A 25098-nucleotide genomic window follows, 5' to 3' on the forward strand; every position below is an offset into this window, starting at 1 on the left:
TCAGGTGCTACCCGGCCGCGTGACGGCCTGGCCGCGGCGGGCCACATCCTCGAGGTCCTCGGCGGCGCGGCGGTCCTTTTCGCGCTGCTCGGCCGAGCGGCAGCGCATCGCGGTGAAGCGCGTGCCGGTGATCTCGTCGCGTTCACAAACGGTGCCGGCGGCCGGGGCCGCGGCGGTCTCTTCCTTGGGCGCCGGGCCGGCGCAGCCCAGCAGGGCGACGGGCAGCAGGAGCAGCAGCAGTGGTTTCATTGGAACTCCCTGACAAACGGAGTGCGCAGCATATCGGGGCTGGATGACGGGCGTAACCGTGTGTGACGCCGGTCATCCGTTCGCGGGGTGCGGCGGTTAGCAGCGGACGGCCGCGCGTTGCGTCCGGGAGTTGACCCATGAAACGACTGGCCCTGGCCCTCGCCCTGATCTCGTCCACCGTGATGCTGTCGGGCTGCATCATCGTGCCGCATCACCACCACGGCAGACATCATCACTACGACGCGCGGCCCTATGGCGGCGGCCCGGTCTTTGTGGAGCCCGGCCCGCGGCGCTGATCAGGTGCGCTCGGCACTGCCGGCAATGCCCACGGCCGCCTCCAGTGCGGCGATCTCCTCGTCCACGTAGGCCGCCAGCCGGCCCAGGTTGGGCAGCGCGTCCGTTGCGATGAGGCCGAAGTACAGCGTGCCGGCATAGCTGAACAGCGTGATGTTCAGCAGGTGCGTGGCCGGCAGCGTGGAGACGGGGTGCATCTCGGTCAGCTCGGCGCCCTTCAGGTAGAGCTTCTCGGCCGGGCCGGGCACGTTGGACACCAGCGTGTTGCCCAGCGGCGTGATGACGTCGGCCAGCTTGAGCATGCCGGCGATCTGGCCCAGCAGTCCGGTGAGGATGGTGTAGGTCTCGACGGCCTCGGGGGCGACCGAGTCGATCATGGCGCGCACGTTGCGCAGCGAGTAGCCGACGTTGCGCAGCCTCACGTAGGCGTCATCGGTGGGCGGCGACAGGTCGACGAGGATGATGCCGATCTTGTTGCCGCCGCCCTTCTCGCCTTCGCGTCTCAGGTTCACCGGCATCTGGATGGTGATGGGCCGGTCCAGCGTGATGCCCTCGTCGGCCAGGTAGCGGTGCATGGCACCGTCCAGGCAGGTCAGTGCGACGTGGTTGAGCGTGGCGCGCGCGACCTTGCGGATCGCGTCGATGCGCGCCATGGGCACGGCGGCGGTGGCGAACTGGCGGCCCGGCGTGGCGTTGCCGGTGAACGGCGTGTTGCCGCTGGCCATGAAGGGCAGGGCGATGGCGTTCTTGGTCAGCTTCACGGCCTCCAGCGCCAGCATGGCGGTCAGCCGCCCGATGCCGACGGCGCGCTTGCTGTTGGCCGTGAGCTGCTTCCACACGGTGCCGGCGACGGCCTGGTCCAGCCGCTTCTTTCCCTTGAGGCCGCCGCCGCGGCGCGACTGGTCCAGCGTCCAGACCGGCGTGAGGCTGAGGTCGTCGGGCGTCGTGCGCAGCGACTGAACGCCCCAGCGCGTCATCGTGATGCCGTCGGCCACCGCGTGATGCATCTTGTAGTAGACGGCGAACTGCCGATCCCACAGCCCGGCGATGACATGCACCTCCCACAGCGGCCGGCTGCGGTCCAGCACCGGCTCGTGCAGGCGGGCCGTCAGCGCGTACAGCGCCTCGCGGTCGTTGGCGCCGCGCCTGAGCTGGTGGAAGAAGATGTGCTGCGACAGGTCCACCGATTCGGCCGTGCCCCAGCTGGGCATCAGCCCGGCGGACAGGAAGTGGATGACCTGGTCGAACGGTGGCTGCACGTCTGTGTGTGCGAGGAAGTCCTCGTACAGCTGCTTGGCGAAGCCGGCCTTGGCGCCCTTGGGGATGCGGTGAAGGTGCAGGCCGGCCACATGCTTGGGGCTGGCCTCGCTCTCGGCGATGAAGAACGCGAGGTCGAGCAGGGAGAGGCGGGTCATGCCGCCCAGCATAGGCAGGCGCCGGAGGCGGTCAAGGCCGGGAAATCACGCCTCGCCGCCGGAGTCCTGCCGCCTGCCGCTGCGCTTGGCCTTCTCCGCGGCCTTGTCGGCTTCGCGCTGGGCCGCCTTGCGTTCCTCCGCCTCGGCGGCCGCGCGGCGCCAGGCGGCCATCTCGTCGGGCGTCTCCAGCGTGATGCGGCCCAGCTGCCCGCCGCGGAAGTCCATCAGCAGCGCCTCGGCGGCCTTGTGCAGCTGCACCGCGCCGCCGCGGATCTTGGCGCCGCGCTTCACGCCGATGGCCTCCAGCACCGCGTCGTCCTCGCCCAGCTCCGCCAGGCCGAAACGCTGCTGCAGCCGGTCGGCGTAGCGGCGCTTGAGCGTGGCGATGAGCTCCAGCGCCACCTCGGCCTCGTCGAACGCGTTGCGGCCGATGGCGCCGCTGGCGGCCAGGTGGTAGCCGCTCTGCTCGATGGAGATCCTGGGCCACAGCATGCCGGGTGTGTCGAACAGGTAGAAGCCGTTCTCCAGCACGATCTTCTGCTCGACCTTGGTGATGCCGGGCTCGTCACCCGTCTTGGCGGCCTTCTTGCCGACCAGCGTGTTGATCAGCGTGCTCTTGCCGACGTTGGGGATGCCGCAGATCAGCACGCGCAGGGGCTTGTGCATGTCGCCCCGGCCGGGCGCCAGCTCGCGGCAGGCCTTGACGAGCGCGCGTGCCGGCGTTTTCTCCCCTGCATCCAATGGGATTGCGCGGGTGTGGGGTTGTGCGTTGTAGTACGCCAGCCAGGCTTCGGTCTGGGCCGGGTCGGCCAGATCCTGCTTGTTCAGCACCTTCAGCGACGGCCGGCCGGTCGTCAGCGAGGCCAGCAGCGGGTTGCTGCTGGAACCCGGCAGGCGTGCGTCCAGCAGCTCGATGACCACGTCCAGCCCCGCCTTCACGCGATCCTTGATCGCCTGACGGGTGGAGTTCATGTGGCCGGGGAACCAGTGGATGGGCATGCGGTGTCGGAAAAGTCAGGAAGGCGGGATTGTCGGGGTTTACATCCGGTTGCGGCACCTGGCGCCGGCCGCCCCAATATTCAAGCTTGAGAGGGCAGTATGAGATTCGATGGTGTGCTGAGCGGCTGGAACCACGCGGCGGGCTACGGCAGCATCCGCCCGGCGGGCGGCGGCGACGAGTTGTTCGTGGCCTTGGGGGCCTTCCCGACCGATGGTCTGGGCCCCCGCCTGGATGAACCGCTGAGCTTTGAAGTTGTGACGGGGCGTGACGGCCGCAAGCAGGCGGTCAACCTCAAGCGCCTACCGGCCGGTGCGCATGCGATGGCATTGCGCGAGGCCACGGGCGTGGGCCATGCCCGCGTGCAGCGCGCCCATAGAAAACGGCGCCTTGGCTTGGCGGCCGGCGCCGTTGTCACGGTGATGCTGGTGATGGGCGGCGTGCATTGGTGGCCGCACGGCTCGCCGGCGGACGTGCCGCCGGCGATGCGGCGGTAGATTCGACTTTCGGGCCGGGCGCCGGGCCGCTCCCAAGCCGGCCCGTTTGGCGATGTGCGAGCGGCTCGAGGCCGCGAGCATCGCCGTCCCCTCGGGGGACCGACCAGGCCTGCGCGCGTCCAGCGCCGCAGGGCTGGGCGAGGGGGCGTCAATCCTCGTTTTTGAAGACGAGCTTGACTTCGTGGGTGGTCTTCTCGCCCGGCTCGAACTTCCACTCCATCAGCGCCGCCTTCACGGCGCGGTCGAACACGCGCTTGGGTTCGGCTTCGACGATTTCCACGTCGCTGACCTTGCCGTCGGCTTCGATGATGAGCTTGGCCTTGACCGAGCCGGCGGAGATGCCCTTCTTGGCCGCTTCCGACGGGAACTCCGGCGGCACCTTCTTGACGACTTTGGGCGCAGCGTGAGCCGCCGCCACGGCGAACATCAGGCTGGCGGCCAACACGGAGACGGAACGCAGGATTGACATGGCGGACCTCGGTGAGTGATTGACGGGGCTCAGGCGGCGCGGAAGAAGCCCACGGCCTCGATGAGGCGGGTGGAGCTGTCGCGCAGCGCGTCGGCCGAGCGGCTGAGTTCGCCGACCAGGCTGGTGTTCTGCTGCGTCGCCTTGTCCAGCTCGTTCATCGCGCCGTTGACGACGCCGACGCCCGTGGCCTGCTCCTGGGCCGAGTGAGAGATCTCCTCGATCAGCTGGCCCATGTTGTTGACCTCGTCGACGACGCTGCGGATGGTGACGCCGGCGTTGTTGACCAGCGTCGTGCCGTTCTCAACCTTGACGGTCGACTCCTGGATCAGCACCTTGATTTCCTTGGCGGCGCCAGCCGAGCGCTGGGCCAGCGCGCGCACTTCAGCGGCGACGACCGCGAAGCCGCGACCGTGTTCGCCGGCGCGGGCCGCTTCCACGGCGGCGTTCAGCGCCAGGATGTTGGTCTGGAAGGCGATGCCGTCGATGACGCCGATGATGTCGCCGATCTTCTTGGAGCTGGCGCTGATCTCTTCCATGGTCTCGACGACCTTGGAGACGACCGAGCCGCCGTTGCTGGCTGCCTGGCGGGCCGTCACGGCGATGCCGGCGGCGCGGCGGGTCAGGTCGCTGGCGCCCTTGAGCGTGGAGGCGATCTCTTCCACCGACGCGGCGGTGTTCTGCAGGCTGGCGGCGGAGCGCGTGGTGCGCTCGGCCAGGTTGGAGTTGCTGTCGGCGATGGAGCCGGAGTTGGAGGCCACTTCGCTGGCGGCGGCCGACACGTCGCGCACGACGCCCGACAGCGCCTGCTGCATGTTCTGCATGGCCTGCAGCATCTGGCTCAGCTCGTCGCGGCCTTCGACCTGGATGTTCTGCGTCAGGTCACCGGCGGCGATGGCCTCAGCAGCCAGCTGGGCCTTGCGGGCCGGGCCGACGATGGAGCGCGCGATGACGATGGCGCCGCCGATGCCGACGACGACGGCGAACACCACCAGGCCGATGGTCAGCATGACCGACCAGCGGGCCAGGTCCACGCCGCTGGTGGCAAGCTGCTTGCCGTTCTCGAACTGCATGTCCACGAGCTTCTTGATGCCGTCCTGCAGCGCGGCCTGGGCGGGGCGCAGGTCGGTGATCAGGCTTTCGCGTGCTTCGTCGGGGCTGCCGTCCGTCTGGATCTTCTGGAACTTCTCCAGCGCGGCCAGGAACTTGACCTTCTGGGCCCGCACGTCGGACACGACGGACTTCTCGGCGTCGTCGGTCACGATCTCTTCCAGGCTCTTGAGCTGCTTCTCGGACTCGTCCACCGCACCGGCGATGGCCGCCTTCTGCTTCTTGATGGCGCCGGCCGTGTCCAGCAGCAGCAGGTCGCGCACGGCACGGGCAATGATGTTGACCTGGCTCTCCAGGCCGTTGGCCGACCCGATCTTCACGAGGCTGGAATTCGCGGTGCGGTCCAGGTCGTTGGCCAGGCGTTTCGCATTGGATGCGCCATAGGTGCCGATGCCCACCAGCAGCAGGATCAGCAGACCAAAGCTCACGAAGAGGCGCTGGTCGATGCGCAGTTGCGTCAGAAAGTTCATTCGTTCCGTTCCTTCGAGATCTTCGGTATGGCGGCCGGCGGCGCGCGTGTATGCCGCAGCGGACTGTAGACCCGCGCGTCCGTTTTGGACTGCCCCAACGACGGGCCGGCGCGCAGTGTGTCGCGACCTGTGACGATTTGCCTCGTGGCTGTGGACGGCGGCCGTGAAGTCGTTCACGACGGCTCCCCCGCCCGGTGGACGGTCGGCTCAGTGCGCGGCGGCGGCGGCCTTCAAACGCAGCACTTCGACGGCATCGACCTCGCCGGCGTGGTGGCCGAATGACTGCCGCAGATGGCTGGACAGCGCGGCCAGCTCCTCGGCGCCCAACTGGCCCGCGAACGGCGGCATGCCATAGGGCCGCGGGTGGCCCGGCGTGGCCGGCCCGAAGCCACCGCGCTCGATGAGCCGCACGAGGTTGGCCGCGCTGGCTTGCGTGACCAGCCGGCTGCCCGTCAGCGCGGGGTAGGCCAGGCGGCCGGCCTCGTCGCGCCCGCCCTCGCCGCGCTCGCCGTGGCAGCTGGCGCAGTGGTCGGCATACAGCCGCGCGCCCAGCTGGCGGCGGCGCGGGTCGGGCTCGGCCGCTGCGGGCCGCGGCACGGGCTGCTCCGGCAGCGAGCGCAGGTAGACGGCCATGGCGGCCAGATCGGCGTCGTCCAGCGCGGCGGTGCTGCCCAGCACGACCTCGGCCATGGGCCCCTGGGCCGTGTGGCCGTCGGCATGGCCGTCACGCAGCAGGCGCTGCACGGCCTCGGGCGTCCAGCGCTGCACGCCGGCCTCGGCCGGGTCCAGCAGCGACGGCGCCAGCCAGCCCAGCCCGGGCAGCAGCCCGCCCCGGAAGTCGGCGGCGCCGCGGTCACCGCCCAGCGCATCACGCCCGGCGTGGCAGGCGCTGCAGTGAGCCAGGCCCTGGCTCAGGTAGGCGCCACGGTTCCAGGCGCCGTCGCGCACCGGGTCGGGCTGGTAGGTGCCGGGTCTGAAGTACAGCGCCCGCCAGGCGGCGATGGCCAGCTGGCTGCCGTACAGGCCGCGCAGCTCGTGCTCGCGGCGCGGGGCGCTCACGGCGGGCTGGGCCTGCAGCCAGGCGTGCAGCGCGTCCGCGTCTGCGCGGGTGACAAGGGTGGTGTTGGTGACCGGGTGCGCCGGTACCAGCAGCCGGCCGTCGCGGCTCTGGCCCAGGTGGACGGCGCGCCAGAAGTCGTCGGCGCTCCAGCCGGCCAGGCCGGTGGCGTCGGGCGTCAGGTTGGACGAGAACACGGTGCCGAATGGCGTCGGGATGGCTCGGCCGCCGGCCAGCCGCTCGCCGCCGCGGGCCGTGTGGCAGCCGGCGCAGTTGCCGACGGCGGCGAGGTAGGCGCCGCGTTTCAGGTCCACCGGCGCGGTGCTGCGGGGCGTGGCGTCGGGCAGGTGGCGTTGCCAGCCCAGCAGCGCAAAGGGCGCCGCCACAACCAGCAGCGCGGCGGCGATCAGGGCGCGCTTCACGGCGGCACGCCGCCGCAGCGGACGGGGGGCGGCGCGGCCAGCGCCGCGGCCGGGTGCGGGTCGGCCGGCAGCGGCTGGCCGGCCAGGAACTGCGTCATCGCGTTGATCTCGGCATCGGTCAGTGCCTTGGCGATGTGCGCCATGCAGTCGGGCGCCTGCGCGCGCCGCTGGCCGCTGCGCCAGGCGCCCAGCTGGCCGTTCAGGTAGTCGCGCGACAGCCCCAGCAGCCCCGGCACGGCCGGCTGCGTGCCGGTCAGCCGCTCGCCGTGGCAGGCCACGCAGGCGGGCAGCCTGCGGGCGGCGTCGCCGTGGCGGATCAGCTGCTCGGCGCGGGCCAGCTCGGGTGCTGCCAGCGTGGGCTTCTGCGGCGGTGGGTAGGGCAGGTCCAGCGCGGCGAAGTGGCCGGCCAGCTCCTTCAGGTAGACATCGGACAACGGCGCGATGAGCTCGCTCATCAGCCCGTAGTCGCGCCGGCCGTCGCGGAAGTTCAGCAACTGGTTGTACAGATAGCCCGCCGGCTTGCCCGCCAGCCGCGGGTAGTAGCCGTCGGGCGCGGCGCGGCCTTCCTTGCCGTGGCAGCCGGTGCAGGCCAGCGCTCGCTGCGCGAGCGTGTCCGGCACCGGCGCGGCGGGGCTGGGCGCGCCGCCCAGCAGCGCCAGGCCGGCAGCCAGGGCGGTGAGCGGGCGTCGCACCATGGGTCGCGCGCCCGTCAGCGCTGGCCGAAGATGGCCGAGCCGACGCGCACCATCGTCGAGCCCGCGCGGATCGCGTCCTCGAGGTCGGCGCTCATGCCCAGCGACAGTGTGTCCAGCACCAGGCCCTGGGCCTGAAGCTGCTCGAACAGCGCCGCCATGGCCCGGTGCTGGGCCAGCGCGCCGGGGCCGGGCTCGGGCACGGCCATCAGGCCACGCAGCTGGAGCCGGGGCAGCGCGGCGACCTGGTGCGCCAGCGCGGCGACTTCGCCTGGCAGCAAGCCACTCTTGCTGGCCTCGGCGCTGATGTTGATTTGCAAGCAGATGTTCAGCGGCGGCAGGTCAGCCGGGCGCTGCTCGCTCAAGCGCTGGGCGATCTTGAGCCGGTCCACGGAATGCACCCAGTCGAACTGCTCGGCCACCGGCTTGGTCTTGTTGGACTGCAGCGGGCCGATCAGGTGCCATTCGAGCTGGCTGCGCAGGTCGATCAGCTCGCCGATCTTGGCCAGCCCTTCCTGCACGTAGTTCTCCCCGAAGGCACGGGCGCCGGCATCGAAGGCCTCGCGCACCGCGGCGGCGGGGAAGGTCTTGCTGACGACCAGCAGCCGCACCGCCTCGGGCGGTCTGCCAGCTGCGACACATGCCGCGGTGATCCGTGTTTTGGTGACTTGGAGGGAATCTGGGATCGCCATAATCGGCCGAGGACTCTTACAAGCATCATGGACATCACTCAGCTGCTGGCATTCTCGGTCAAGAACAAGGCGTCCGACCTGCACCTCTCGGCCGGCCTGCCGCCGATGATCCGGGTCCACGGCGATGTGCGCCGCATCAATGTCGAGGCGCTGGACCACCGTGCGGTCCACGACATGGTCTACGACATCATGAACGACTCCCAGCGCAAGGTGTACGAGGAGACGCTGGAGGTTGACTTCTCGTTCGAGATCCAGGGCCTGGCGCGCTTTCGCGTCAATGCGTTCAACCAGAACCGCGGCGCCGGCGCCGTTTTCCGGACGATTCCGAGCAAGATCCTGTCGCTGGAACAGCTGGCGGCGCCCAAGGTGTTCGCCGAACTGGCGCTGAAACCGCGCGGCCTGGTGCTGGTGACGGGGCCGACCGGCTCGGGCAAGAGCACGACGCTGGCCGGCATGGTCAACCACCTCAACGAGAACGAGTACGGCCACATCCTGACCATCGAGGACCCGATCGAGTTCGTGCACGAGAGCAAGAAGAGCCTCGTGAACCAGCGCGAGGTCGGTCCGCACACGCACTCGTTCGCCAACGCGCTGCGCTCGGCGCTGCGGGAGGACCCGGACTGCGTGCTGGTCGGCGAAATGCGCGACCTGGAAACCATTCGCCTGGCGCTCACCGCAGCGGAAACGGGTCACCTGGTGTTCGGCACGCTGCACACCTCGTCGGCCGCCAAGACGGTGGACCGCATCGTCGACGTGTTCCCGGCCGCTGAAAAGGAAATGGTGCGGGCGATGGTGTCGGAGTCGCTGGTGGCCGTCATCTCGCAGAGCCTGTGCAAGCTCAAGGACGGCACCGGCCGCGTGGCGGCGCACGAGATCATGCTGGGCACCTCGGCCATCCGCAACCTGATCCGCGAGAACAAGGTGGCGCAGATGTACTCGGCAATCCAGACCGGCAACTCGCAAGGCATGCAGACGCTGGACCAGAACCTCACCGACCTCGTGCGGCGCAACATCATCTCGCCCGCGGAAGCGCGTTCCAAGGCCAAGTTCCCCGAGAACTTCCCCGGCTAGAACTGTTCACCCCCGGTTCGGCGGATACGCCGAACCACCCCCCGAGGGGGTGCAATCCCATGCGCGCCAGGCGCCCATCGGATTGCATCGCGGGCCGGCTTGGGAGCGGCCCGGCGCTCGGCTCGAACACGGGTACTACTTCGTATCGGATAGATCATGGAACGCGATCAGGCCTCGAAATTCATCAACGACCTGCTGCGGCTGATGCTGTCGCGCAAGGGTTCCGACCTGTTCCTGACGGCGGAGTTCCCGCCCGCCATCAAGGTGGACGGCAAGATGACCAAGGTCTCGCCGCAGCCGCTGACTGGCCAGCACACGCTGCAGCTGGCGCGCGCCATCATGAACGACAAGCAGGCCGCGGAGTTCGAGCGCACCAAGGAGTGCAACTTCGCGATCTCGCCGCATGGCATCGGGCGCTTCCGCGTCAACGCCTTCATCCAGCAGGGCCAGGTGGGCCTGGTGCTGCGGACCATCCCGTCCACGCTGCCCACCATCGAGTCGCTGGACCTGCCCGTGGTGCTGCGCGAGGTGGTGCAGCAAAAGCGCGGCCTGGTCATCGTCGTCGGCGCGACCGGCTCGGGCAAGAGCACGTCGCTGGCCGCGATGATCGACGAGCGCAACGAGACGACCTATGGCCACATCGTGACCATCGAGGACCCGATCGAGTTCGTGCACCCTCACAAGAACTGCATCGTCACGCAGCGCGAGCTGGGCATCGACACCGACAGCTGGGAAGCCGCGCTGAAGAACTCGCTGCGCCAGGCGCCCGACGTCATCCTGATGGGCGAGCTGCGTGACCGCGAGACGATGGACCACGCCATCGCCTTCGCCGAGACCGGTCACCTGTGCATGGCCACGCTGCACGCCAACAGCGCCAACCAGGCGCTGGACCGCATCATCAACTTCTTCCCCGAAGACCGCCGCCAGCAGCTGCTGATGGACATCTCGCTGAACCTGCGCGCGCTCATCAGCCAGCGGCTGCTGCCTCGCCGCGAGGGCAAGGGCCGCGTCGCGGCCGTCGAGATCCTGCTGAACACGCCGCTGATCTCCGACCTCATCTTCAAGGGCGAGATCAGCGAGATCAAGGAGCTGATGAAGCGCTCGCGCGAGCAGGGCATGCAGACCTTCGACCAGGCGCTGTTCGACCTCTACGAGGCCGGCAAGGTCACCTACGAAGACGCGCTGCGCAACGCCGACTCCGTGAACGACCTGCGGCTGCAGATCAAGCTCAACAGCGAGCGTGCCCGCAGCGGCGACCTGTCGACCGGCACCGAACACCTGACGATTCTCTGAGCATGACCACTCGCGCCTACAACCCCGTTACCTCCCGCCGCGTCGCCTTCCTGGGCCTGGGCGTCATGGGCCATCCGATGGCCGGCCACCTGGCGCGTGCCGGCCACCAGGTCACCGTCTACAACCGCACGACGGCCAAGGCCGAGGCCTGGGTCGCGGAATACGGCGGCGCGTTCGCGGCCACGCCGGCGGCGGCCGTGAAGGGCGCGGAACTCGTGTTCTGCTGCGTCGGCAACGACGACGACCTGCGCTCGGTGGTGCTGGGCGAGCAAGGCGCCTTTGCCGGCATGGCGGCGGGCGCCGTGTTCGTGGACCACACGACGGCCTCGGCCGCCGTGGCCCGCGAGCTGCATGCCGAGGGCGCACAGCGCGGCATCCCGTTCGTCGACGCGCCGGTGTCTGGCGGACAGGCGGGGGCCGTCAACGGCGCGCTGACGGTGATGTGCGGCGGCGACGCCGCACCGTTCGACGCGATGAAGCCGCTGGTGCTGGCCTTTGCCAAGGCCGTCACGCTGCTGGGCGGGCCGGGTTCGGGCCAGCTGGCCAAGATGGTCAACCAGATCTGCATCGCCGGCGTCGTGCAGGGGCTGTCCGAGGCCGTGCGCTTCGGCCAGAACGCGGGCCTGGACATGCACCAGGTGCTGGACGTCATCGGCAAGGGCGCAGCCCAGAGTTGGCAGATGGACAACCGCGGCAAGACCATGGTCGACGACAAGTTCGACTTCGGCTTCGCGGTCGACTGGATGCGCAAGGACCTGGGGCTGGTGCTTGACGAGGCGCGCCGCAACGGCTCGCGCCTGCCGCTGACGGCGCTGGTGGACCAGTTCTACGCCGACGTGCAGGCGCTGGGCGGGAACCGCTGGGACACGTCGTCGCTGATCAAGCGACTGTGAATCGTTGACCCCTCGCCCAGCGCTGATGCGCTGGTCGGTCCCCCGAGGGGACGCCGATGCTCGCGGGCGTGGCCCCCGAGCACATCGGCTCAGTCGCGCCTTGGGGCGGCCCGGCGGCGCGCCTGAATCACTGTTTTTTGGGTAGCGTCCGGGCGAGCTCGTCCTCAGTGATGATCTCGAACGCGCGCACGACCTTCTTCACGCCGCTGACCTGGCGCGCGATCTCGGTGGCGCGGTTGGCTTCGCGCTCGGTCACGCGGCCCATCAGGAACACCTCGCCGCGCTCGGTGACCACGTAGAACGCGTTGCTCTGCAGGTCGCGCGCGTCGATGAGCTGGGCCTTGACCTTGCCCTTGAGCACGACGTCCGCAGAGCGCGTGCTCAGCGAGCTGTGCATCGTGACGGCCACTTCGTTGAGCACCTTACTGACGTTCTCGACGCCGGCCACGAGGCGCTCCACCTCGGCCTGGTCGGCCTCGTTGCGGGCCTCGCCGGTGATCAGCGCGACGCGGTTGTAGCTGTTGACGTTGATGTGGACCTTGTCGCCCAGTTGCTCGCGGATGCGCGCGCCGGCCTTGACCTCGATGGTCTCGTCCTCCAGCTGCGTGCCGGACGTGCGGCGGTCGGTGGCGACCGTGACGCCGCCCATCATGGCGCCGCCGATCAGCAGCGGTGCGCAGCCGGTGGCGAGCGTGCTGGCGAGCACGGCGGCGGTCAGGGTCAGGGTGAACTTCTTCATCGTCGGGATTCCAATCGGGTTATTCGTCGCTGCCGAGCAGCTGCAGGTCGACGGCGTCGGCCAGCGCATGCAGCAGCACGCGCTGGGCTTCCACAACGCGCGGCTCGCGCCCGTGGCTGACGCGGATCTGGATGTCGGTGTCCTGCAGCACGCCGCGCCATTCGTCGGCGGCGCCCTGCGGCTGGGCCGTCAACGCGATGATGCTCATCTCCTGCGCATGGGCCACGGCCAGCGCGGGCTGCCAGGCATCGCGCTGCTCGCGCAGCGGCTCGATCATGATGAGCACGTCGCCCGGGTGGCCGTGGGCCTGCAGCAGCCGCGCCAGGTCCAGCCCGGCGGCGTCGCGCGCCTGGGCGGCCAGGCTCCACGCGGCCAGGCCCGGGCGCTCCTGCTCGAAGCGGCCGGCCAGGCGGGCGGCGAGGTAGTCGGCGTCCATGCTGGCCAGGCCCTGCGCGGCGCACAGGATGCGGTTGCCGCCGGTGATGGCGTCCACCACCATCTGCGCCGCCATCGCGAGGGGCCGGGCCAGTTGCTCGGCGGCCTGGTAGAGCAGGTCGGCGCTTTCGAAGAACTGCTGTTGGATTCGTTGTTCAATCATTCGGGCGGATCATAAAAGCCCCTCGCTCAGGCCGCCCCGCTGGACGCGGGCGCCCTGCCTGGGACCGCGCTGCGGCATGAGCCGCAGCGCTTCGCCAGGCACAGCGCGCCCACTGGGCGCACTGTGTCCGGGCTCAGCCCCCGAGGGGACGGCGATGCCTTTGGCATTGAGCCAAAGGCACATCGCCTGCGGGCCGGCTTGGGGCGGCCCGGCGCCGGTCCGCGTTGAAGGCCCACGGTGTGCGGCTACTGGGCGTCGAAGGCCCCTTGCAGCCAGGTCAGCTGGTCTGCATCGATGGCCACGACGTCGAAGCGGCACGGCGGCGGGCTGGCGTGGCGCAGCAGATAGTGCTGGGCGGCGTAGATCAGGCGTTGCTGCTTGCGTGCGGTGACGCTGGCCGCCGCGCCGCCGTGCGAGGTGTCGGCGCGGGCGCGCACTTCCACGAAGACCAGCGTGCCGTCGCGGTCCTGCATGATGAGGTCCACCTCGCCGGCGTGGCGGCTGGGGCCGGCGGCGACTCGATAATTGCGCTCCAGCAGGCGCAGGCCGGCGCGCTCCAGGTGCGCCAGTGCGGCGTCTTCCGCCGCGTCGCCGCGCGTCTTCGTCGCCGGTTTTGATCGAGAGCCCCAGTTGAACATTGACGCCTCCCTGCTTCGCCAGGCCGCCCAGGCCGCGGCCGGCGGCCAGCAGTATCCGGCCGCGACGCTCTATCTCGTCGCCACGCCCATCGGCAATCTGGCGGACCTGAGCCTGCGCGCCATCCACCTGCTCGGCTTGGCCGACGCGCTGGCCTGCGAGGACACGCGCCAGGGCGGCGGCCTGCTGCGCCACCTGGGCCTGCACAAGCCGCTGATCGCGCTGCACCAGCACAACGAGCGCGAGGGCAGCGCCGCTGTCATCGCACGGCTGGCGGCGGGCGAGCGGGTGGCGTATGCGTCCGACGCGGGCACGCCGGCGATTTCCGACCCGGGCGCCGTGCTGGTGCAGCAGGTGGTGGCGGCCGGCTACCGCGTGCTGCCGCTGCCGGGCCCCAGCAGCACGGTGACGGCGCTGTCCGTCGCGGGTGACACCGCAGCCACCAGCTTTGCCTTCGCCGGCTTCCTGCCCACCAAGGCCGGCGAGCGCCGCACGGCGCTGCAGGCGGTGCTGGCCGTGGAGGGCCAGAGCCAGGTGGTCTTCGAGGCGCCGCACCGCATCACGGAGCTGATCGCGCTGCTGGCCGAACTGGCACCGGCGCGCCGCGTGACGGTGTGCCGCGAGCTCACCAAGCAGTTCGAGAGCATCCACACGGCCGAGGCGGCCACGCTGCCCGGCTGGATGGCGGCCGATGCGCAGCGCCAGCGCGGCGAGTTCGTGCTGGTGTTGCACGCGCTCGCCGCCCAGGCGTCGGCTGAGGACGAACTGCCGGCCGAGGCGCAGCGCACGCTGGCGCTGCTGGCGGCCGAGCTGCCGCTGAAGCAGGCCGTCGCGCTGGCCGCGCAGATCAGCGGCGCGCCGCGCAACCGGCTCTACGACGCCGGCCTGAAACTCAAGCGCGGCGGCGACGAGTAGCCGCGACCGGCGCCTGGCCTCACTGGCCGGCCGTGCGCTCGTTGTGCTTCTTGCGGCGGATGTCTCGGCTGGCGCCGTCCTGCATGGCGTGCAGGCGGCGGCGTTCCTTGGCGGTCACGGTGCCGTCGGACTTGGCCTTGGCCTCGGCGTTGTCGATGCGGGCCTGCTCCTTTTCCAGGCGCTGGGTCTCATGCGCCGTCAGGCTGCCGTTGGCGGCGCCCTGGGCGATGCGGGCCTGCTGGTTGGCTTCGCGCTGGTCCACGCGCGGCGTGTTGGTGCCGGGCGTCTGGGCGAAGGCGCTGGCGCCGGCCAGGGCCAGCAGGGCGATCAGGGTCTTGTGCGAGGTCTTCATGGCGTGCTCCTTGGGAGGGTTGGGTTGCAAGGCCCCTCCACAACGACCACTGTGCATGCCGGGCCGACGCGGCGCGCGTAACAAGACATATCCATGTCTTCCAAGGTCTGACCGCCGGCTTCCTAGAATCAGCCCATGATCGCCGTCGAACCCACCCTGGCCCGCCTGGCCACCGCCCGCTCGCAACTGCTGGAGCCTTTCGGTCTGACCGAAGCGTCTCTGAGCCAGGCGCTGCGCCTCATCACCGAGCACCGGGTCGACGACGCCGACCTGTATTTCCAGACCACGCGCGCCGAGGGGTGGAGCCTGGAGGAGGGCATCGTGAAGAGCGGCTCCTTCAGCATCGACCAGGGGGTGGGCGTGCGTGCCGTGGCGGGCGAGAAGACGGCGTTCGCCTACTCGGACGACATCTCGCTCGATTCGCTGCTGGACGCTGCACGCACCGTGCGCACCATCGCCGCCGCGGGCCAGAGCAAAAAGGTCAAGGTGCCGGTGCAGGGCCGAGTGGCCGGCAGCCGCGAGCTGTACGGCGTGGCCGACCCCATCGCCAGCCTCGACAGCGCCGCCAAGGTGGCGCTGCTGGAGCGCGCCGAGAAGATGGCCAGCGCCAAGGACCCGCGCATCGTGCAGGTGATGGCCGGCCTCGCGGCCGAGCACGAGGTGGTGCTGATCGCCCGCGCCGACGGCACGCTGGCCGCCGACGTGCGCCCGCTGGTGCGCCTGTCCATCACCGTCATCGCGGAGAGCAACGGCCGCCGCGAGGTGGGCTCGGGCGGCGGCGGCGGCCGCTTCGGGCTGGCCTATTTCACCGACGAGATGATCGCCACCTACGTCGAGCAGGCCGTGCACGCGGCACTCACCAACCTGGACAGCCGCCCCGCGCCGGCCGGCGAGATGACCGTCGTCGTCGGCCCGGGCTGGCCCGGCGTGCTGCTGCACGAGGCCGTGGGCCACGGGCTGGAGGGCGACTTCAACCGCAAGGGGTCGAGCGCCTTCTCCGGCCGCATCGGCCAGCGCGTGGCCGCCAAGGGCGTGACCGTGCTGGACGACGGCACGCTGCCCGACCGACGCGGCTCGCTGAACGTCGACGACGAGGGCTGCGCCAGCCAGCGCAACGTGTTGATCGAGGACGGCATCCTGAAGGGCTACATCCAGGACGCGATGAACGCGCGCCTGATGAAGACCGCCCCCACCGGCAACGGCCGCCGCGAGAGCTACGCCCACGTGCCCATGCCGCGCATGACCAACACCTACATGCTGGGCGGCAAGGACGACCCGCAGGAGATCGTCGCCTCCATCAAGAAGGGCCTGTACGCCACCAACTTCGGCGGTGGCCAGGTCGACATCACGAGCGGCAAGTTCGTGTTCTCGGCCAGTGAGGCCTACTGGGTCGAGAACGGCAAGATCCAGTACCCCGTCAAGGGCGCCACCATCATCGGCAACGGGCCGGACGCGCTGACCCGCGTCAGCATGATCGGCAACGACATGGCGCTGGACACCGGTGTTGGCGTCTGCGGCAAGGAAGGCCAGAGCGTGCCGGTGGGCGTGGGGCAGCCGACGCTGCGCATCGACGGGCTGACGGTGGGCGGCACGGCCTGAGCATGCACCGCCCCTCGCGCACAAGCGGGGCGGCTGTCTGTCCTCCGAACCGGGTTCGGAGCAACGCCGAGGCGCGCCGCCGCCCGGCTCTGCACACTCGCGGTCGCTGATCCAGTGCAGTCGGCTGGACCAGGGGACGTGAACCCCGGTCTTGCAGTTCCCCCCCGCGGTGCGCGTCCTGTTTCCCCCCAAAAATCCACCGGAGACAGGCAATGAATTGGCAATCGAATTGGCGCGCGCTGGTGCGCCGCTGCATGGTCGGCGTGGTCGCGGGCTGCGCCTGCATCGCGGCCTCGGCCGACACCTACACCCAGACCCAGCACCCCATCGTCCTCGTGCACGGCCTGCTGGGCTTTGACGCGCTGGGGCCGGTGCAGTACTTCTACGGCGTGCCGTCGGAGCTGCGCTCGGGCGGCGCGGTGGTCTACACGGCCAGCGTGTCGCAGAGCAACAGCACCGAGGTGCGGGGCGAGCAACTGCTCAAGGAGCTGCAGACGCTGAAAGCCCGCTACGGCCACACCAAGTTCAATCTGATCGGCCACAGCCATGGCGGCAACACCGTCCGCTACGTGGCGGCCGTCGCGCCCGGCCTGGTGGCCAGCGTGACGACGATGGGCACGCCCCACCAGGGCAGCAAGGTGGCGGACGCGGTCGCGGCCCTCACCGGCAGCACGGGCACGACCGGTGCGGTGGCGGCCGTGGTGAACGGGCTGTCCAGCGTCATCGCGACGCTGTCCGGCAGCGCCGGCAACCCGCAGAACGCGCTGGCGTCGCTGAAGTCGCTGTCCACCGCCGGCGCGGCCGACTTCAACCGCCGCTTCCCGCAGGGCGCGCCCACCAGCAGCTGCGGCAGCGGCCCGGCGGTGGTGAACGGCATCCGCTATTACTCGATGGGCGGCACGTCGGTGGGCACCAACCTGCTGGACGTCAGCGACGGCTTCCTCGTGGCCAGCAGCGTGTTCTTCGGCTTCGAGGCCAACGACGGCCTGGTGTCGCGCTGCTCCAGCCACTGGGGCCAGGTGCTGCGCGACAACTACGCGTGGAACCACATTGACGAGATCAACCATGTGTTCGGCCTGCGCGGGCTGTTCTCGTCCGATCCGGTGTCGGTCTACCGCGCCCACGCGAACCGGCTGAAGGGCGCCGGGCTGTGAGGCGGGCGGCCGCGCTGGCCCTGGCCGTGGCGGCTGCGGCGGGGTGTGTCGCCTGGTCGCCGCGCGGGCAGCCGCCGGCGGCGGTGCCGGCGGCCGCCCCGGCGCCGGCGCCGGCCGTGGCCGGCCCTGAGCTGGCCCCGCCGGGCCCGGCCTCCGCCGCCGCCGTGCAGACGGCGACTGCGGCGGACGCGGCCTTGCCGCCGTCGTTGCAGGGCACCGAGGCCGACGGCGGCTGGCGCGCCGATGCGCAGGGGCGGCTGGTCGTCGACCGGGCGCTGCGCCGGCGGCTGGACTACTGGCTCAGCACGGTGGGGGAGGTGGCGCCGGAAGTGATCGGCGCGCGCCTGCTCGCGGCCGCCGCGCGCGACCTGCCGCCGCCGGCCCTGCAGGAGCTGCAGGCGCTGTGGGGCCGGTACGTGGCGCTGCAGCGCCATCCATGGCAGCGCGTCGTGCTGCCGGCCGACCCGTCAAGCTGGCGCCCGGCGCTGGAGGAGCGGCAGTCGGTGCGGCGGCAGCAGCTCGGCCGCGCGACGGCCGATGCCTTCTACGGCGACGAGGAGCAGCGGCTGTGGCGCGACATCCTGGCGCGCGAGGCGGGGCAGTCTCGGCCCGACGACGCGGTGGCGCCGGTGGCCGAGCATCCGCAGGCGGCGCAGCGCGTGGCGGCGGTGCAGGCCGAATGGGCGCGCTGGGACGCCCGGGTGGCCGAGGCGCGCGCCGAATGGGGGCGGCTCCAGGCGGCGGTGGCGTTGTCCGCCCCGCAGCGGGAGGCCGCCTGGGCCGGCTGGCTGGCCGCGCGCTTCGACGCCACGGAGCAGTTGCGGGTGCGCGGGCTGGTGGAAGGCGGCGGGGGCTGATGTGGCCGTCAAGCCGCGCTTGCCCGCTGCCGAAAGCTCCGCCGCGCCGCCGTGCTAGATTCCGATCCCATGTCCCGCGCTGCTTACTTTCGCTTTTGGTTTTTTCCCCGCCCCGGCGGTGGAGAGTCCTGAGCGCGCGCGCTGAACACAGAAACTCCCCAAAAACCGCCGAGGCCGCCAAGCCCGGCGGTTTTTTGTTTTTCGAAAGGCACTCCGATGAACGCCAAAGTCTCTTCCGTCCAGCCCGAAGCCCAGCGCTGGTACTCCCAGGACGACAAGACCAGCGCCACCGACGACGAGCGCATCGTCGACGTGACGCCGCTGCCGCCGCCGGAGCACCTGATCCGCTTCTTCCCCATCAGCGGCACGCCCGTGGAGACGCTGATCGGCCAGACCCGCCAGCGCATCCGCAACATCATGGCGGCCAAGGACGACCGGCTGCTGGTCATCATCGGCCCCTGCTCCATCCACGACCCCCAGGCCGCCATCGAGTACGCGCGCCGCCTGAAGGTCGAGCGCGAGAAGTACGCCGACACGCTGGAGATCGTCATGCGCGTCTACTTCGAGAAGCCGCGCACGACGGTGGGCTGGAAAGGCCTCATCAACGACCCCTACCTCGACGAGAGCTACCGCATCGACGAGGGCCTGCGCATCGCCCGCCAGCTGCTGCTGGAGATCAACCGCCTGGGCATGCCGGCGGGCTCCGAGTTCCTGGACGTGATCTCGCCGCAGTACATCGGCGACCTGATCTCCTGGGGCGCCATCGGCGCGCGCACGACTGAAAGCCAGGTGCACCGCGAACTGGCCTCGGGCCTCTCAGCCCCCATCGGTTTCAAGAACGGCACCGACGGCAACATCAAGATCGCCACCGACGCCATCCAGGCCGCGGCGCGCGGCCACCATTTCCTGTCCGTCCACAAGAACGGCCAGGTCGCCATCGTCGAGACGCGTGGCAATGCCGACTGCCACGTCATCCTGCGTGGCGGCAAGGCGCCCAACTACGACGCGCAGAGCGTGGCCGAGGCCTGCGCCGACCTGGAAAAGTCCAAGCTGCCGCAGCGCCTCATGGTGGACTGCTCGCACGCCAACTCCAGCAAGCAGCACCAGCGCCAGCTGGACGTGGCGCGCGACATCGCCGGCCAGCTGCGCGAGGGCAGCAACAGCATCTTCGGCGTCATGGTGGAAAGCCACCTGAACGACGGCGCCCAGAAGTTCACGCCCGGCAAGGACGACCCCGCCGCGCTGCAGTACGGCAAGAGCATCACCGACGCCTGCCTGGGCTGGGATGACTCTCTGGCGGTGCTGGACGTGCTGAGCGAGGCGGTCAGGGCGCGTCGCTGACACAATGCGGGCCATGCAAGCCCGCATCACCGTCCTCTTCGAGACTGGCTCTCCCATCGACCTGCAACTGGACGGCGCCGAGGTGCTGGGCTTTGAAGCCGCCCGGCGCTGGCTGGACGATCAGTTCGTCGCGCTGGAGTGCGAGCCCCTGCGCGGCAGCGGCAAGGTGCTGCTGGCCGACAAGCTCATCCAGGTCGCCGCCGCGGCGGGCCCGGCCGGCTTCGCGGATGCAGCCTGGGCGCTGGACTATGCCCGCGCGGCCACCGGCGCCCTGTCCAAGGCCCTCGTCAAGGTGGATGTGCCGCGCCAGGCGGTGTCTTACTGAGCGTCGGCGCGCAGCGCGTCCAGGCTCGGGAAGGTGCTGGTGCCGGCGCCAACCAGCGGGAAGTACATCACGTCGCTGCGCAGCATGTACTTGGTGCCCGAGGTCACCATCGAGCCGCGATGCCGCAGCCGGTGCGGGAAGAACACCACGTCGCCCTGCTGGCCGCGCACCTCGATCAACTGGCCGTCCACGTCGAAGGTGGTTTCGCCGCCGTTGTAGTCGCCGCCTAGATAGATCAGCAGCGTGAGCAGGCTGCGCTCGCCGTTGCTGCGCTCGAAGGGGCCGTCGACATGCCAGTCGAACTTCTGCTGCTCGGTGTAGCGGTAGAAGCGGAAGCGTTCGTTGAGGCCAGCCAGGCCGCGGGCCATCCAGACCGCAGGCAGCTGCAGGGCCACCTGCCGCCACACGGCCAGCGCCAGCTCGGCGCTGTCGAAGATGACTCGGTCGTTGTTGCGCACCTCGGATTCGAGGCGCGCGCCCGTTGCCGTGTTGATCGTGGCCGGCTCGAAGCCGAAGCCCTCGGCCTGGTGGATGAAGGCCTCGCAGTCTGCAGCGGAGAAGACCTGCGGCAGGCGATGGATGCCGTGGCCGAAGTTGTTCGGGTTTTCCATGGTTCGAGGGCGCGCGGCCCTTGAAAATGCGTGGGCGGTCCCAAGCTGGCCGCCCGTCGGGCGCGAACGCCCAAGAGATCACTCATTGTCCATTGCCATGACCAAGCAAACCCACGCCTTCCAGGCCGAAGTCAAGCAGATCCTGCATCTCGTCACCCACAGCCTCTACTCGAACAAGGAAATCTTCCTGCGCGAGCTGGTGAGCAACGCCAGCGACGCCTGCGACAAGCTGCGCTTCGAGGCGCTGGACAACGCGGCGCTGTTCGAGGACGCGCCCAACCTGGAAGTGCGCGTCAGCTTCGACGAAGCCGCCAAGACGCTGACCATCAGCGACAACGGCATCGGCATGAGCGCCGACGAGGCCGCGTCGCACCTGGGCACCATCGCCAAGAGCGGCACGAAGGAGTTCATGGCCAAGCTGGAAGGCGACCAGAAGAAGGACGCCCAGCTGATCGGCCAGTTCGGCGTGGGCTTCTACTCGGGCTTCATCGTGGCCGACCGCATCACCGTCGAGACCCGCCGCGCCGGGCTGCCGGCCGACCAGGGCGTGCGCTGGAGCAGCGAGGGCACCGGCGAGTACGAGCTGGAGACCATCACCAAGGCGGGCCGCGGCACCGACGTGATCCTGCACCTGCGCGAGGGTGAGGAGGAGTTCCTCAAGACCTGGCGCGTGAAGTCCACGATCAGCAAGTACAGCGACCACATCTCCCTGCCCATCCTGATGAAGAAGGAGACCTGGGACGCGGAGGCCGCCAAGCAGGTCGTCACCGACGAGTGGGAGCCGGTCAACAAGGCTTCGGCCCTGTGGAGCCGCAGCAAGAGCGAGGTCACGCAGGAACAGTACGAAGAGTTCTACAAGCAGATCAGCCACGACAGCGAGGCGCCCCTGGCCTACACGCACAACCGCGTGGAAGGCCGCAGCGAGTACACGCAGCTGCTCTACGTCCCGGCCAAGGCGCCGTTCGATCTGTGGAACCGCGACAAGCGCGGCGGCGTGAAGCTGTACGTCAAGCGCGTCTTCATCATGGACGACGCCGAGGCGCTGATGCCGGTGTACCTGCGGTTCGTGAAGGGCGTGATCGACTCGGCCGACCTGCCGCTGAACGTCTCGCGCGAGCTGCTGCAGGAAAGCCGTGATGTGCGCGCCATCCGCGAGGGCTCCACCAAGCGCGTGCTGGGCATGCTGGAGAGCCTGGCCAACAGCGAGGAGCAGGCCGAGCGTGACAAGTACGCCGCCTTCTGGAAGGACTTCGGCCAGGTGCTCAAGGAAGGCATCGGCGAGGACCACGCCAACCAGGAGCGCCTGGCCAAGCTGTTCCGCTTCGCCTCCACCCATGCCGACGAAGGCGTGAGCCTGGCCGACTACGTGAGCCGCATGAAGGAAGGCCAGGAGGCCATCTACTACATCACCGCCGACAGCCTGGCCGCCGCCAAGCACAGCCCGCAGCTGGAGATCTTCCGCAAGAAGGGCATCGAGGTGCTGCTGCTGGTGGACCGCGTGGACGAGTGGATGCTCAGCCACCTCTACGAGTTCGAAGGCAAGCAACTCCAGTCGGTCGCCAAGGGCGCCGTGGACCTGGGCAAGCTGCAGGACGAGGACGAGAAGAAGAAGGCCGAGGAAGCGGCCGAGGCGTTCAAGCCGCTGCTGGACAAGCTGAAGGACGCGCTGAAGGACCGCGCCAAGGACGTGCGCGTGACGACCCGCCTGGTCGACTCGCCGGCCTGCATCGTCGTGGAAGAGGGCGATGTGTCCGGCCACCTGGCGCGGCTGCTGAAGCAGGCCGGCCAGCAGGCGCCGGTGTCGCTGCCCACGCTGGAGATCAACGCGGAGCACGCGCTGGTCAAGCAACTGGAGGGCAACGCTCGCTTCGACGACCTCGCCCAGGTGCTGTTCGACCAGGCCGTGCTGGCCGAGGGCGGCCACCTGGAAGACCCGGCCGCCTACGTGCGGCGCGTCAATGCGCTGCTGATCGGCTGACCGTCAGCCGCAGCCCGGGAGCGTGGCGCGAACCGCGCGCTTCGCGCTTCTTTACCGTGCATTTGTGACGGGAATGCGACGACACCCGGCCCGCGGGCTTCCCGCGCCGGCGTGTCGTCGTTAACCTAGGGTTTTTACCGAGTTCCAAGCAGTTTCATGGTCTTGAGTGAGCCCCGCGAACCCGCCGCCGCCGTGCCGGCTGCCATGGTTACCCGCCGCCTGGTGCTGCGCCCGCCGCGGGACAGCGATCTCGATACCTTGATGGCGCTTTACGCGGACCCGGCGGTGACGCGCTTCTGCGCTGCGGCCACGCCCCATGGCCGCGACGCGACTCAGTCCCAGTTGCGGGCCTGGATGGCGCATTGGGAGCAGCGCGGCTTCGGCCACTGGGCCATCGCCGAGCGTGACCAGCCCGACGGCCTGATCGGCTTTGGTGGCCTGATGCACCGCAGCGTTGCCGGCCATGCGGGCCTGTACCTCTACTACCGCATCACGCCGCAGGCCTGGGGCCGCGGGCTGGCGTCGGAGATGGCGCAATATGCGTTCGCGCAGGCCTTCGAGCAGCGCCAGGAGCCGGCGGTCGTCGCCGCCGTGCTGCCCAACAACGCGCCGACGCGCAAGACGCTGGAAGGCCTGGGGCTGCGGCCCAAGGGCACGCTGGCCGACGGCCCCGGCAGCGCCGCCGCGCTGCTGTACGAGCTGACCGCCGACCGTTGGGCCGCGCTGCCGCGTGTTGAGCCCGAGGCAGTCGCTTTCGCGGCTTAGGGCCTGTTCACAAGGACCGGCCTGCACCTCGGGGTGCGACGCCGCCCGCTGCGCTCGCGTGAGCCGGGTCTAGTCCAGCGGCCACACCGGCCGCGGCAGGTGCTTGAACGGCAATGCGCCGATGTCGGCCTGCAGGCTGCCGGGTGAGTCGGCGTAGATGACCGCTGCAGCCATGGCGTCGAAGCCTGAGCGGAAGTGCTGGGTCGACTTCACGACGACCAGGCGCTTGGCGGTGGGGTCTATGCCAAGCTCGGTGAAGCATTCGGGCGAAAACACCTGCTGACGCGTGCTGTTGAGCACGAGGTCGATGCCGTGCGCGCGCACCGCTACTGCGGCACCGAGCGGGTCTCGGCCGCCGGGCGTGAGGCTGCGCTGGCAGGCATCGCTGCGGCAGGCGAGCACTTCGACATCCAGGTCCACCGGGTCGCCCGACGTTGGGCCCACCTTCCCGCCGATGCGTAGCGGCAGCCGCGCACCGACGCCGGCGGACATCGCGATGGCAACGGCCTGCGGGTCCCAGATCATGCCCAGCGCCACGTCACGCTGGCCGCGGCGCAGCAGCTCGCGCAGCACGAAGGTGCTGTCGCCGGCCGCGCCGCCACCGGGGTTGTCGGCCGTGTCGGCGAGCACGACGGGTCGGCCGCCGGCCTGCTGCATCGCGTGCTGCGCGGCGTCCAGCGCGGCGCCCAGGGGCTGGCGGTTGGCCGCGGCACGCTCGCGCAGGCCGTAGAAGGTATCGGCCAGTTCGCCCAGCAGCTGTTGGGCGGCCTGCGCCGCGGCTGGCGTGGCCTGCGCGAGCACCAGCATGGCTGCGCTGGTGTGCGGCGTGTCCGACCACGGAAAGCCGTGCAGCGCCGAGACGGACACCACGCCCGGCACCGTCTGCTCGCTGGCCTGCAGCTGGCACACGAAATCGCGCATGGGTGCTTGCGTCGTGCCGAAGATCCCCAGCAGCGGCACGCGCCGCCAATGCGCCTGCAGCGCCAGCTCGCCGCGGGCCATCGCGCACAGCATCGCGTGCAACTCCTCGCCGCGCGCCGCGTAGTCGACGTGCGGGTACTCCTTGCAGGCCACCAGTGCCGCCCCGGACTCGACCATCGCCGGGCTCAGGTTGCAGTGCAGGTCCAGCAGCGCGCCCAGCGCAACGCGCGGGCCGACCAGCGCGCGCACGCGGGTCAGCAGGTCGCCTTCGCAGTCGGGGTGGCCGTCGGCCAGCATGGCGCCGTGCAGCTCCAGCACCACGGCGTCCACCGGGCCGAGGCTGAGCGCTGCACGGAGGTCATCGAGCAACTCGTCGCGCAGCAGCTCGTAGTCGGCCCGCGACAGCGGGCCGGACGGCTGGGCCTGCGCGTACAGGCCCGGCAGCAGCGTGTCGCCCTGGCGGGCGGCCGCGGCGATGACGCCGGTCAGGTTGGGCTGAGCGGCGATGCGCTGCAGCGCGCCCACCTCGCCGCGGCGTATCAGCACACCGTCGCGGAAGGACTGCACGCTGGTGGGCAGCGGCGAGAAGCTGCTGGTCTCGTGCACCAGGCCGCCGAGGAAAAGTCGCATGGATTTGCTCATGTCATGTGTGCGCCAGTCCCCGCGGTCCGCGAGCCGGGGCCGCCGGC

27 protein-coding genes are annotated in these 25098 nt (G+C 70.1%); 13 read left to right on the top strand and 14 right to left on the bottom strand.

The features are described 5' to 3' along the window. Positions 1 to 249, bottom strand: coding sequence for a hypothetical protein (locus ACG04Q_RS16040; protein ID WP_394511963.1), 249 nt, complete (start codon positions 247 to 249; stop codon positions 1 to 3). A gap of 137 nt (positions 250 to 386) precedes the next feature. Between ACG04Q_RS16040 and ACG04Q_RS16045 the strand changes: the two genes are divergently transcribed. Beyond that, the gene (locus ACG04Q_RS16045) at positions 387 to 545 is read left to right on the top strand and encodes a hypothetical protein (protein WP_394511964.1); all 159 of its coding nucleotides are present in this window, start codon (positions 387 to 389) and stop codon (positions 543 to 545) included. On the opposite strand, the gene ACG04Q_RS16050 is transcribed toward ACG04Q_RS16045, so the two are convergent. Together ACG04Q_RS16050 and ylqF are read right to left on the bottom strand one after the other, a co-directional pair. Continuing rightward, positions 546 to 1958, bottom strand: a complete 1413-nt coding sequence (locus ACG04Q_RS16050) for a wax ester/triacylglycerol synthase domain-containing protein (RefSeq protein ID WP_394511965.1) — start codon at positions 1956 to 1958, stop codon at positions 546 to 548. It lies immediately after the preceding gene. Between the two features lie 45 nt (positions 1959 to 2003). Then, positions 2004 to 2957, bottom strand: coding sequence for a ribosome biogenesis GTPase YlqF (gene ylqF / locus ACG04Q_RS16055; protein WP_394511966.1), 954 nt, complete (start codon positions 2955 to 2957; stop codon positions 2004 to 2006). Between the two features lie 99 nt (positions 2958 to 3056). Here ylqF and ACG04Q_RS16060 point away from each other — a divergent pair, with 99 nt between their 5' ends. After that, the gene (locus tag ACG04Q_RS16060; RefSeq protein WP_394511967.1) at positions 3057 to 3452 is read left to right on the top strand and encodes a cold-shock protein; all 396 of its coding nucleotides are present in this window, start codon (positions 3057 to 3059) and stop codon (positions 3450 to 3452) included. Between the two features lie 148 nt (positions 3453 to 3600). Here ACG04Q_RS16060 and ACG04Q_RS16065 read toward each other — a convergent pair whose 3' ends face one another. From ACG04Q_RS16065 to ACG04Q_RS16085, 5 genes are all read right to left on the bottom strand, one after another. After that, a complete protein-coding gene (locus ACG04Q_RS16065; protein WP_394511969.1) occupies positions 3601 to 3921 on the bottom strand; it encodes an energy transducer TonB in 321 nt (106 codons plus the stop codon). A 29-nt stretch (positions 3922 to 3950) separates the two neighbouring features. Then, the gene (locus ACG04Q_RS16070) at positions 3951 to 5498 is read right to left on the bottom strand and encodes a methyl-accepting chemotaxis protein (RefSeq protein WP_394511970.1); all 1548 of its coding nucleotides are present in this window, start codon (positions 5496 to 5498) and stop codon (positions 3951 to 3953) included. A gap of 207 nt (positions 5499 to 5705) precedes the next feature. Next, positions 5706 to 6977 (bottom strand): c-type cytochrome, encoded by a 1272-nt coding sequence (locus ACG04Q_RS16075; protein ID WP_394511971.1) that lies wholly within the window; start codon positions 6975 to 6977, stop codon positions 5706 to 5708. Then, positions 6974 to 7672 carry a c-type cytochrome gene (locus ACG04Q_RS16080; protein WP_394511972.1) on the bottom strand — a complete coding sequence of 233 codons (699 nt, stop codon included), beginning with the start codon at positions 7670 to 7672 and terminating at the stop codon, positions 6974 to 6976. The genes ACG04Q_RS16075 and ACG04Q_RS16080 overlap by 4 nt, the downstream gene beginning before the upstream one ends. A gap of 14 nt (positions 7673 to 7686) precedes the next feature. Beyond that, positions 7687 to 8361 (bottom strand): YggS family pyridoxal phosphate-dependent enzyme, encoded by a 675-nt coding sequence (locus ACG04Q_RS16085; RefSeq protein WP_394511973.1) that lies wholly within the window; start codon positions 8359 to 8361, stop codon positions 7687 to 7689. 27 nt (positions 8362 to 8388) lie between these two features. On the opposite strand from ACG04Q_RS16085, the gene ACG04Q_RS16090 reads away from it, so the two are divergent. The 3 genes from ACG04Q_RS16090 to ACG04Q_RS16100 all read left to right on the top strand — a co-directional run bounded on the left by ACG04Q_RS16090 (position 8389) and on the right by ACG04Q_RS16100 (position 11618). Then, a complete protein-coding gene (locus tag ACG04Q_RS16090; RefSeq protein ID WP_394511975.1) occupies positions 8389 to 9432 on the top strand; it encodes a type IV pilus twitching motility protein PilT in 1044 nt (347 codons plus the stop codon). Between the two features lie 156 nt (positions 9433 to 9588). Beyond that, positions 9589 to 10725 (top strand): PilT/PilU family type 4a pilus ATPase, encoded by a 1137-nt coding sequence (locus tag ACG04Q_RS16095; protein WP_394511976.1) that lies wholly within the window; start codon positions 9589 to 9591, stop codon positions 10723 to 10725. 2 nt (positions 10726 to 10727) lie between these two features. Continuing rightward, positions 10728 to 11618, top strand: a complete 891-nt coding sequence (locus ACG04Q_RS16100; protein WP_394511977.1) for an NAD(P)-dependent oxidoreductase — start codon at positions 10728 to 10730, stop codon at positions 11616 to 11618. Positions 11619 to 11745: 127 nt separating this feature from the next. On the opposite strand, the gene ACG04Q_RS16105 is transcribed toward ACG04Q_RS16100, so the two are convergent. The 3 genes from ACG04Q_RS16105 to ACG04Q_RS16115 all read right to left on the bottom strand — a co-directional run bounded on the left by ACG04Q_RS16105 (position 11746) and on the right by ACG04Q_RS16115 (position 13593). Beyond that, a complete protein-coding gene (locus tag ACG04Q_RS16105; RefSeq protein ID WP_394511979.1) occupies positions 11746 to 12357 on the bottom strand; it encodes a BON domain-containing protein in 612 nt (203 codons plus the stop codon). Between the two features lie 19 nt (positions 12358 to 12376). Then, positions 12377 to 12955, bottom strand: a complete 579-nt coding sequence (locus ACG04Q_RS16110) for an SIS domain-containing protein (protein ID WP_394511980.1) — start codon at positions 12953 to 12955, stop codon at positions 12377 to 12379. Positions 12956 to 13200: 245 nt separating this feature from the next. Next, a complete protein-coding gene (locus ACG04Q_RS16115; protein WP_394511981.1) occupies positions 13201 to 13593 on the bottom strand; it encodes a YraN family protein in 393 nt (130 codons plus the stop codon). Here ACG04Q_RS16115 and rsmI point away from each other — a divergent pair. Continuing rightward, positions 13586 to 14506: a 16S rRNA (cytidine(1402)-2'-O)-methyltransferase gene (gene rsmI / locus ACG04Q_RS16120; RefSeq protein ID WP_394511982.1), complete on the top strand. Its 921-nt coding sequence runs from the start codon at positions 13586 to 13588 to the stop codon at positions 14504 to 14506. The two genes, ACG04Q_RS16115 and rsmI, sit on opposite strands and share 8 nt — an antisense overlap. A 19-nt stretch (positions 14507 to 14525) precedes the next feature. Here the strand turns inward: rsmI and ACG04Q_RS16125 are convergent, their stop codons facing one another. Then, positions 14526 to 14858: a hypothetical protein gene (locus ACG04Q_RS16125; protein WP_394511984.1), complete on the bottom strand. Its 333-nt coding sequence runs from the start codon at positions 14856 to 14858 to the stop codon at positions 14526 to 14528. Between the two features lie 135 nt (positions 14859 to 14993). On the opposite strand from ACG04Q_RS16125, the gene tldD reads away from it, so the two are divergent. The 5 genes from tldD to ACG04Q_RS16150 all read left to right on the top strand — a co-directional run bounded on the left by tldD (position 14994) and on the right by ACG04Q_RS16150 (position 20134). Next, a complete protein-coding gene (tldD, locus tag ACG04Q_RS16130) occupies positions 14994 to 16457 on the top strand; it encodes a metalloprotease TldD (RefSeq protein ID WP_394511986.1) in 1464 nt (487 codons plus the stop codon). A 212-nt stretch (positions 16458 to 16669) separates the two neighbouring features. Continuing rightward, a complete protein-coding gene (locus ACG04Q_RS16135) occupies positions 16670 to 17611 on the top strand; it encodes an esterase/lipase family protein (protein ID WP_394511987.1) in 942 nt (313 codons plus the stop codon). After that, on the top strand, positions 17608 to 18468 hold the full coding sequence (locus tag ACG04Q_RS16140; protein WP_394511988.1) for a hypothetical protein: 861 nt from the start codon (positions 17608 to 17610) through the stop codon (positions 18466 to 18468). The genes ACG04Q_RS16135 and ACG04Q_RS16140 overlap by 4 nt, the downstream gene beginning before the upstream one ends. A 216-nt stretch (positions 18469 to 18684) precedes the next feature. After that, the gene (locus ACG04Q_RS16145) at positions 18685 to 19809 is read left to right on the top strand and encodes a 3-deoxy-7-phosphoheptulonate synthase (protein WP_394511989.1); all 1125 of its coding nucleotides are present in this window, start codon (positions 18685 to 18687) and stop codon (positions 19807 to 19809) included. Positions 19810 to 19822: 13 nt separating this feature from the next. Then, positions 19823 to 20134 (top strand): hypothetical protein, encoded by a 312-nt coding sequence (locus ACG04Q_RS16150; protein WP_394511990.1) that lies wholly within the window; start codon positions 19823 to 19825, stop codon positions 20132 to 20134. Here the strand turns inward: ACG04Q_RS16150 and ACG04Q_RS16155 are convergent. After that, positions 20128 to 20745, bottom strand: a complete 618-nt coding sequence (locus ACG04Q_RS16155) for a 2OG-Fe(II) oxygenase (RefSeq protein WP_394511991.1) — start codon at positions 20743 to 20745, stop codon at positions 20128 to 20130. The genes ACG04Q_RS16150 and ACG04Q_RS16155 overlap by 7 nt on opposite strands. Positions 20746 to 20842: 97 nt before the next feature. Between ACG04Q_RS16155 and htpG the strand changes: the two genes are divergently transcribed. Both htpG and ACG04Q_RS16165 read left to right on the top strand, forming a co-directional pair. Then, positions 20843 to 22723, top strand: coding sequence for a molecular chaperone HtpG (htpG, locus tag ACG04Q_RS16160; RefSeq protein ID WP_394511992.1), 1881 nt, complete (start codon positions 20843 to 20845; stop codon positions 22721 to 22723). A gap of 162 nt (positions 22724 to 22885) precedes the next feature. Further along, on the top strand, positions 22886 to 23488 hold the full coding sequence (locus ACG04Q_RS16165; protein ID WP_394511993.1) for a GNAT family N-acetyltransferase: 603 nt from the start codon (positions 22886 to 22888) through the stop codon (positions 23486 to 23488). Between the two features lie 69 nt (positions 23489 to 23557). On the opposite strand, the gene ACG04Q_RS16170 is transcribed toward ACG04Q_RS16165, so the two are convergent. Next, positions 23558 to 25039: a M81 family metallopeptidase gene (locus tag ACG04Q_RS16170; RefSeq protein WP_394511994.1), complete on the bottom strand. Its 1482-nt coding sequence runs from the start codon at positions 25037 to 25039 to the stop codon at positions 23558 to 23560. Between the last annotated feature and the right edge of the window lie 59 nt (positions 25040 to 25098).

Origin of the sequence: Pelomonas lactea, from assembly GCF_043555885.1 — a bacterium.
Taxonomy (GTDB): Bacteria; Pseudomonadota; Gammaproteobacteria; order Burkholderiales; family Burkholderiaceae_C; genus Pelomonas; species Pelomonas lactea.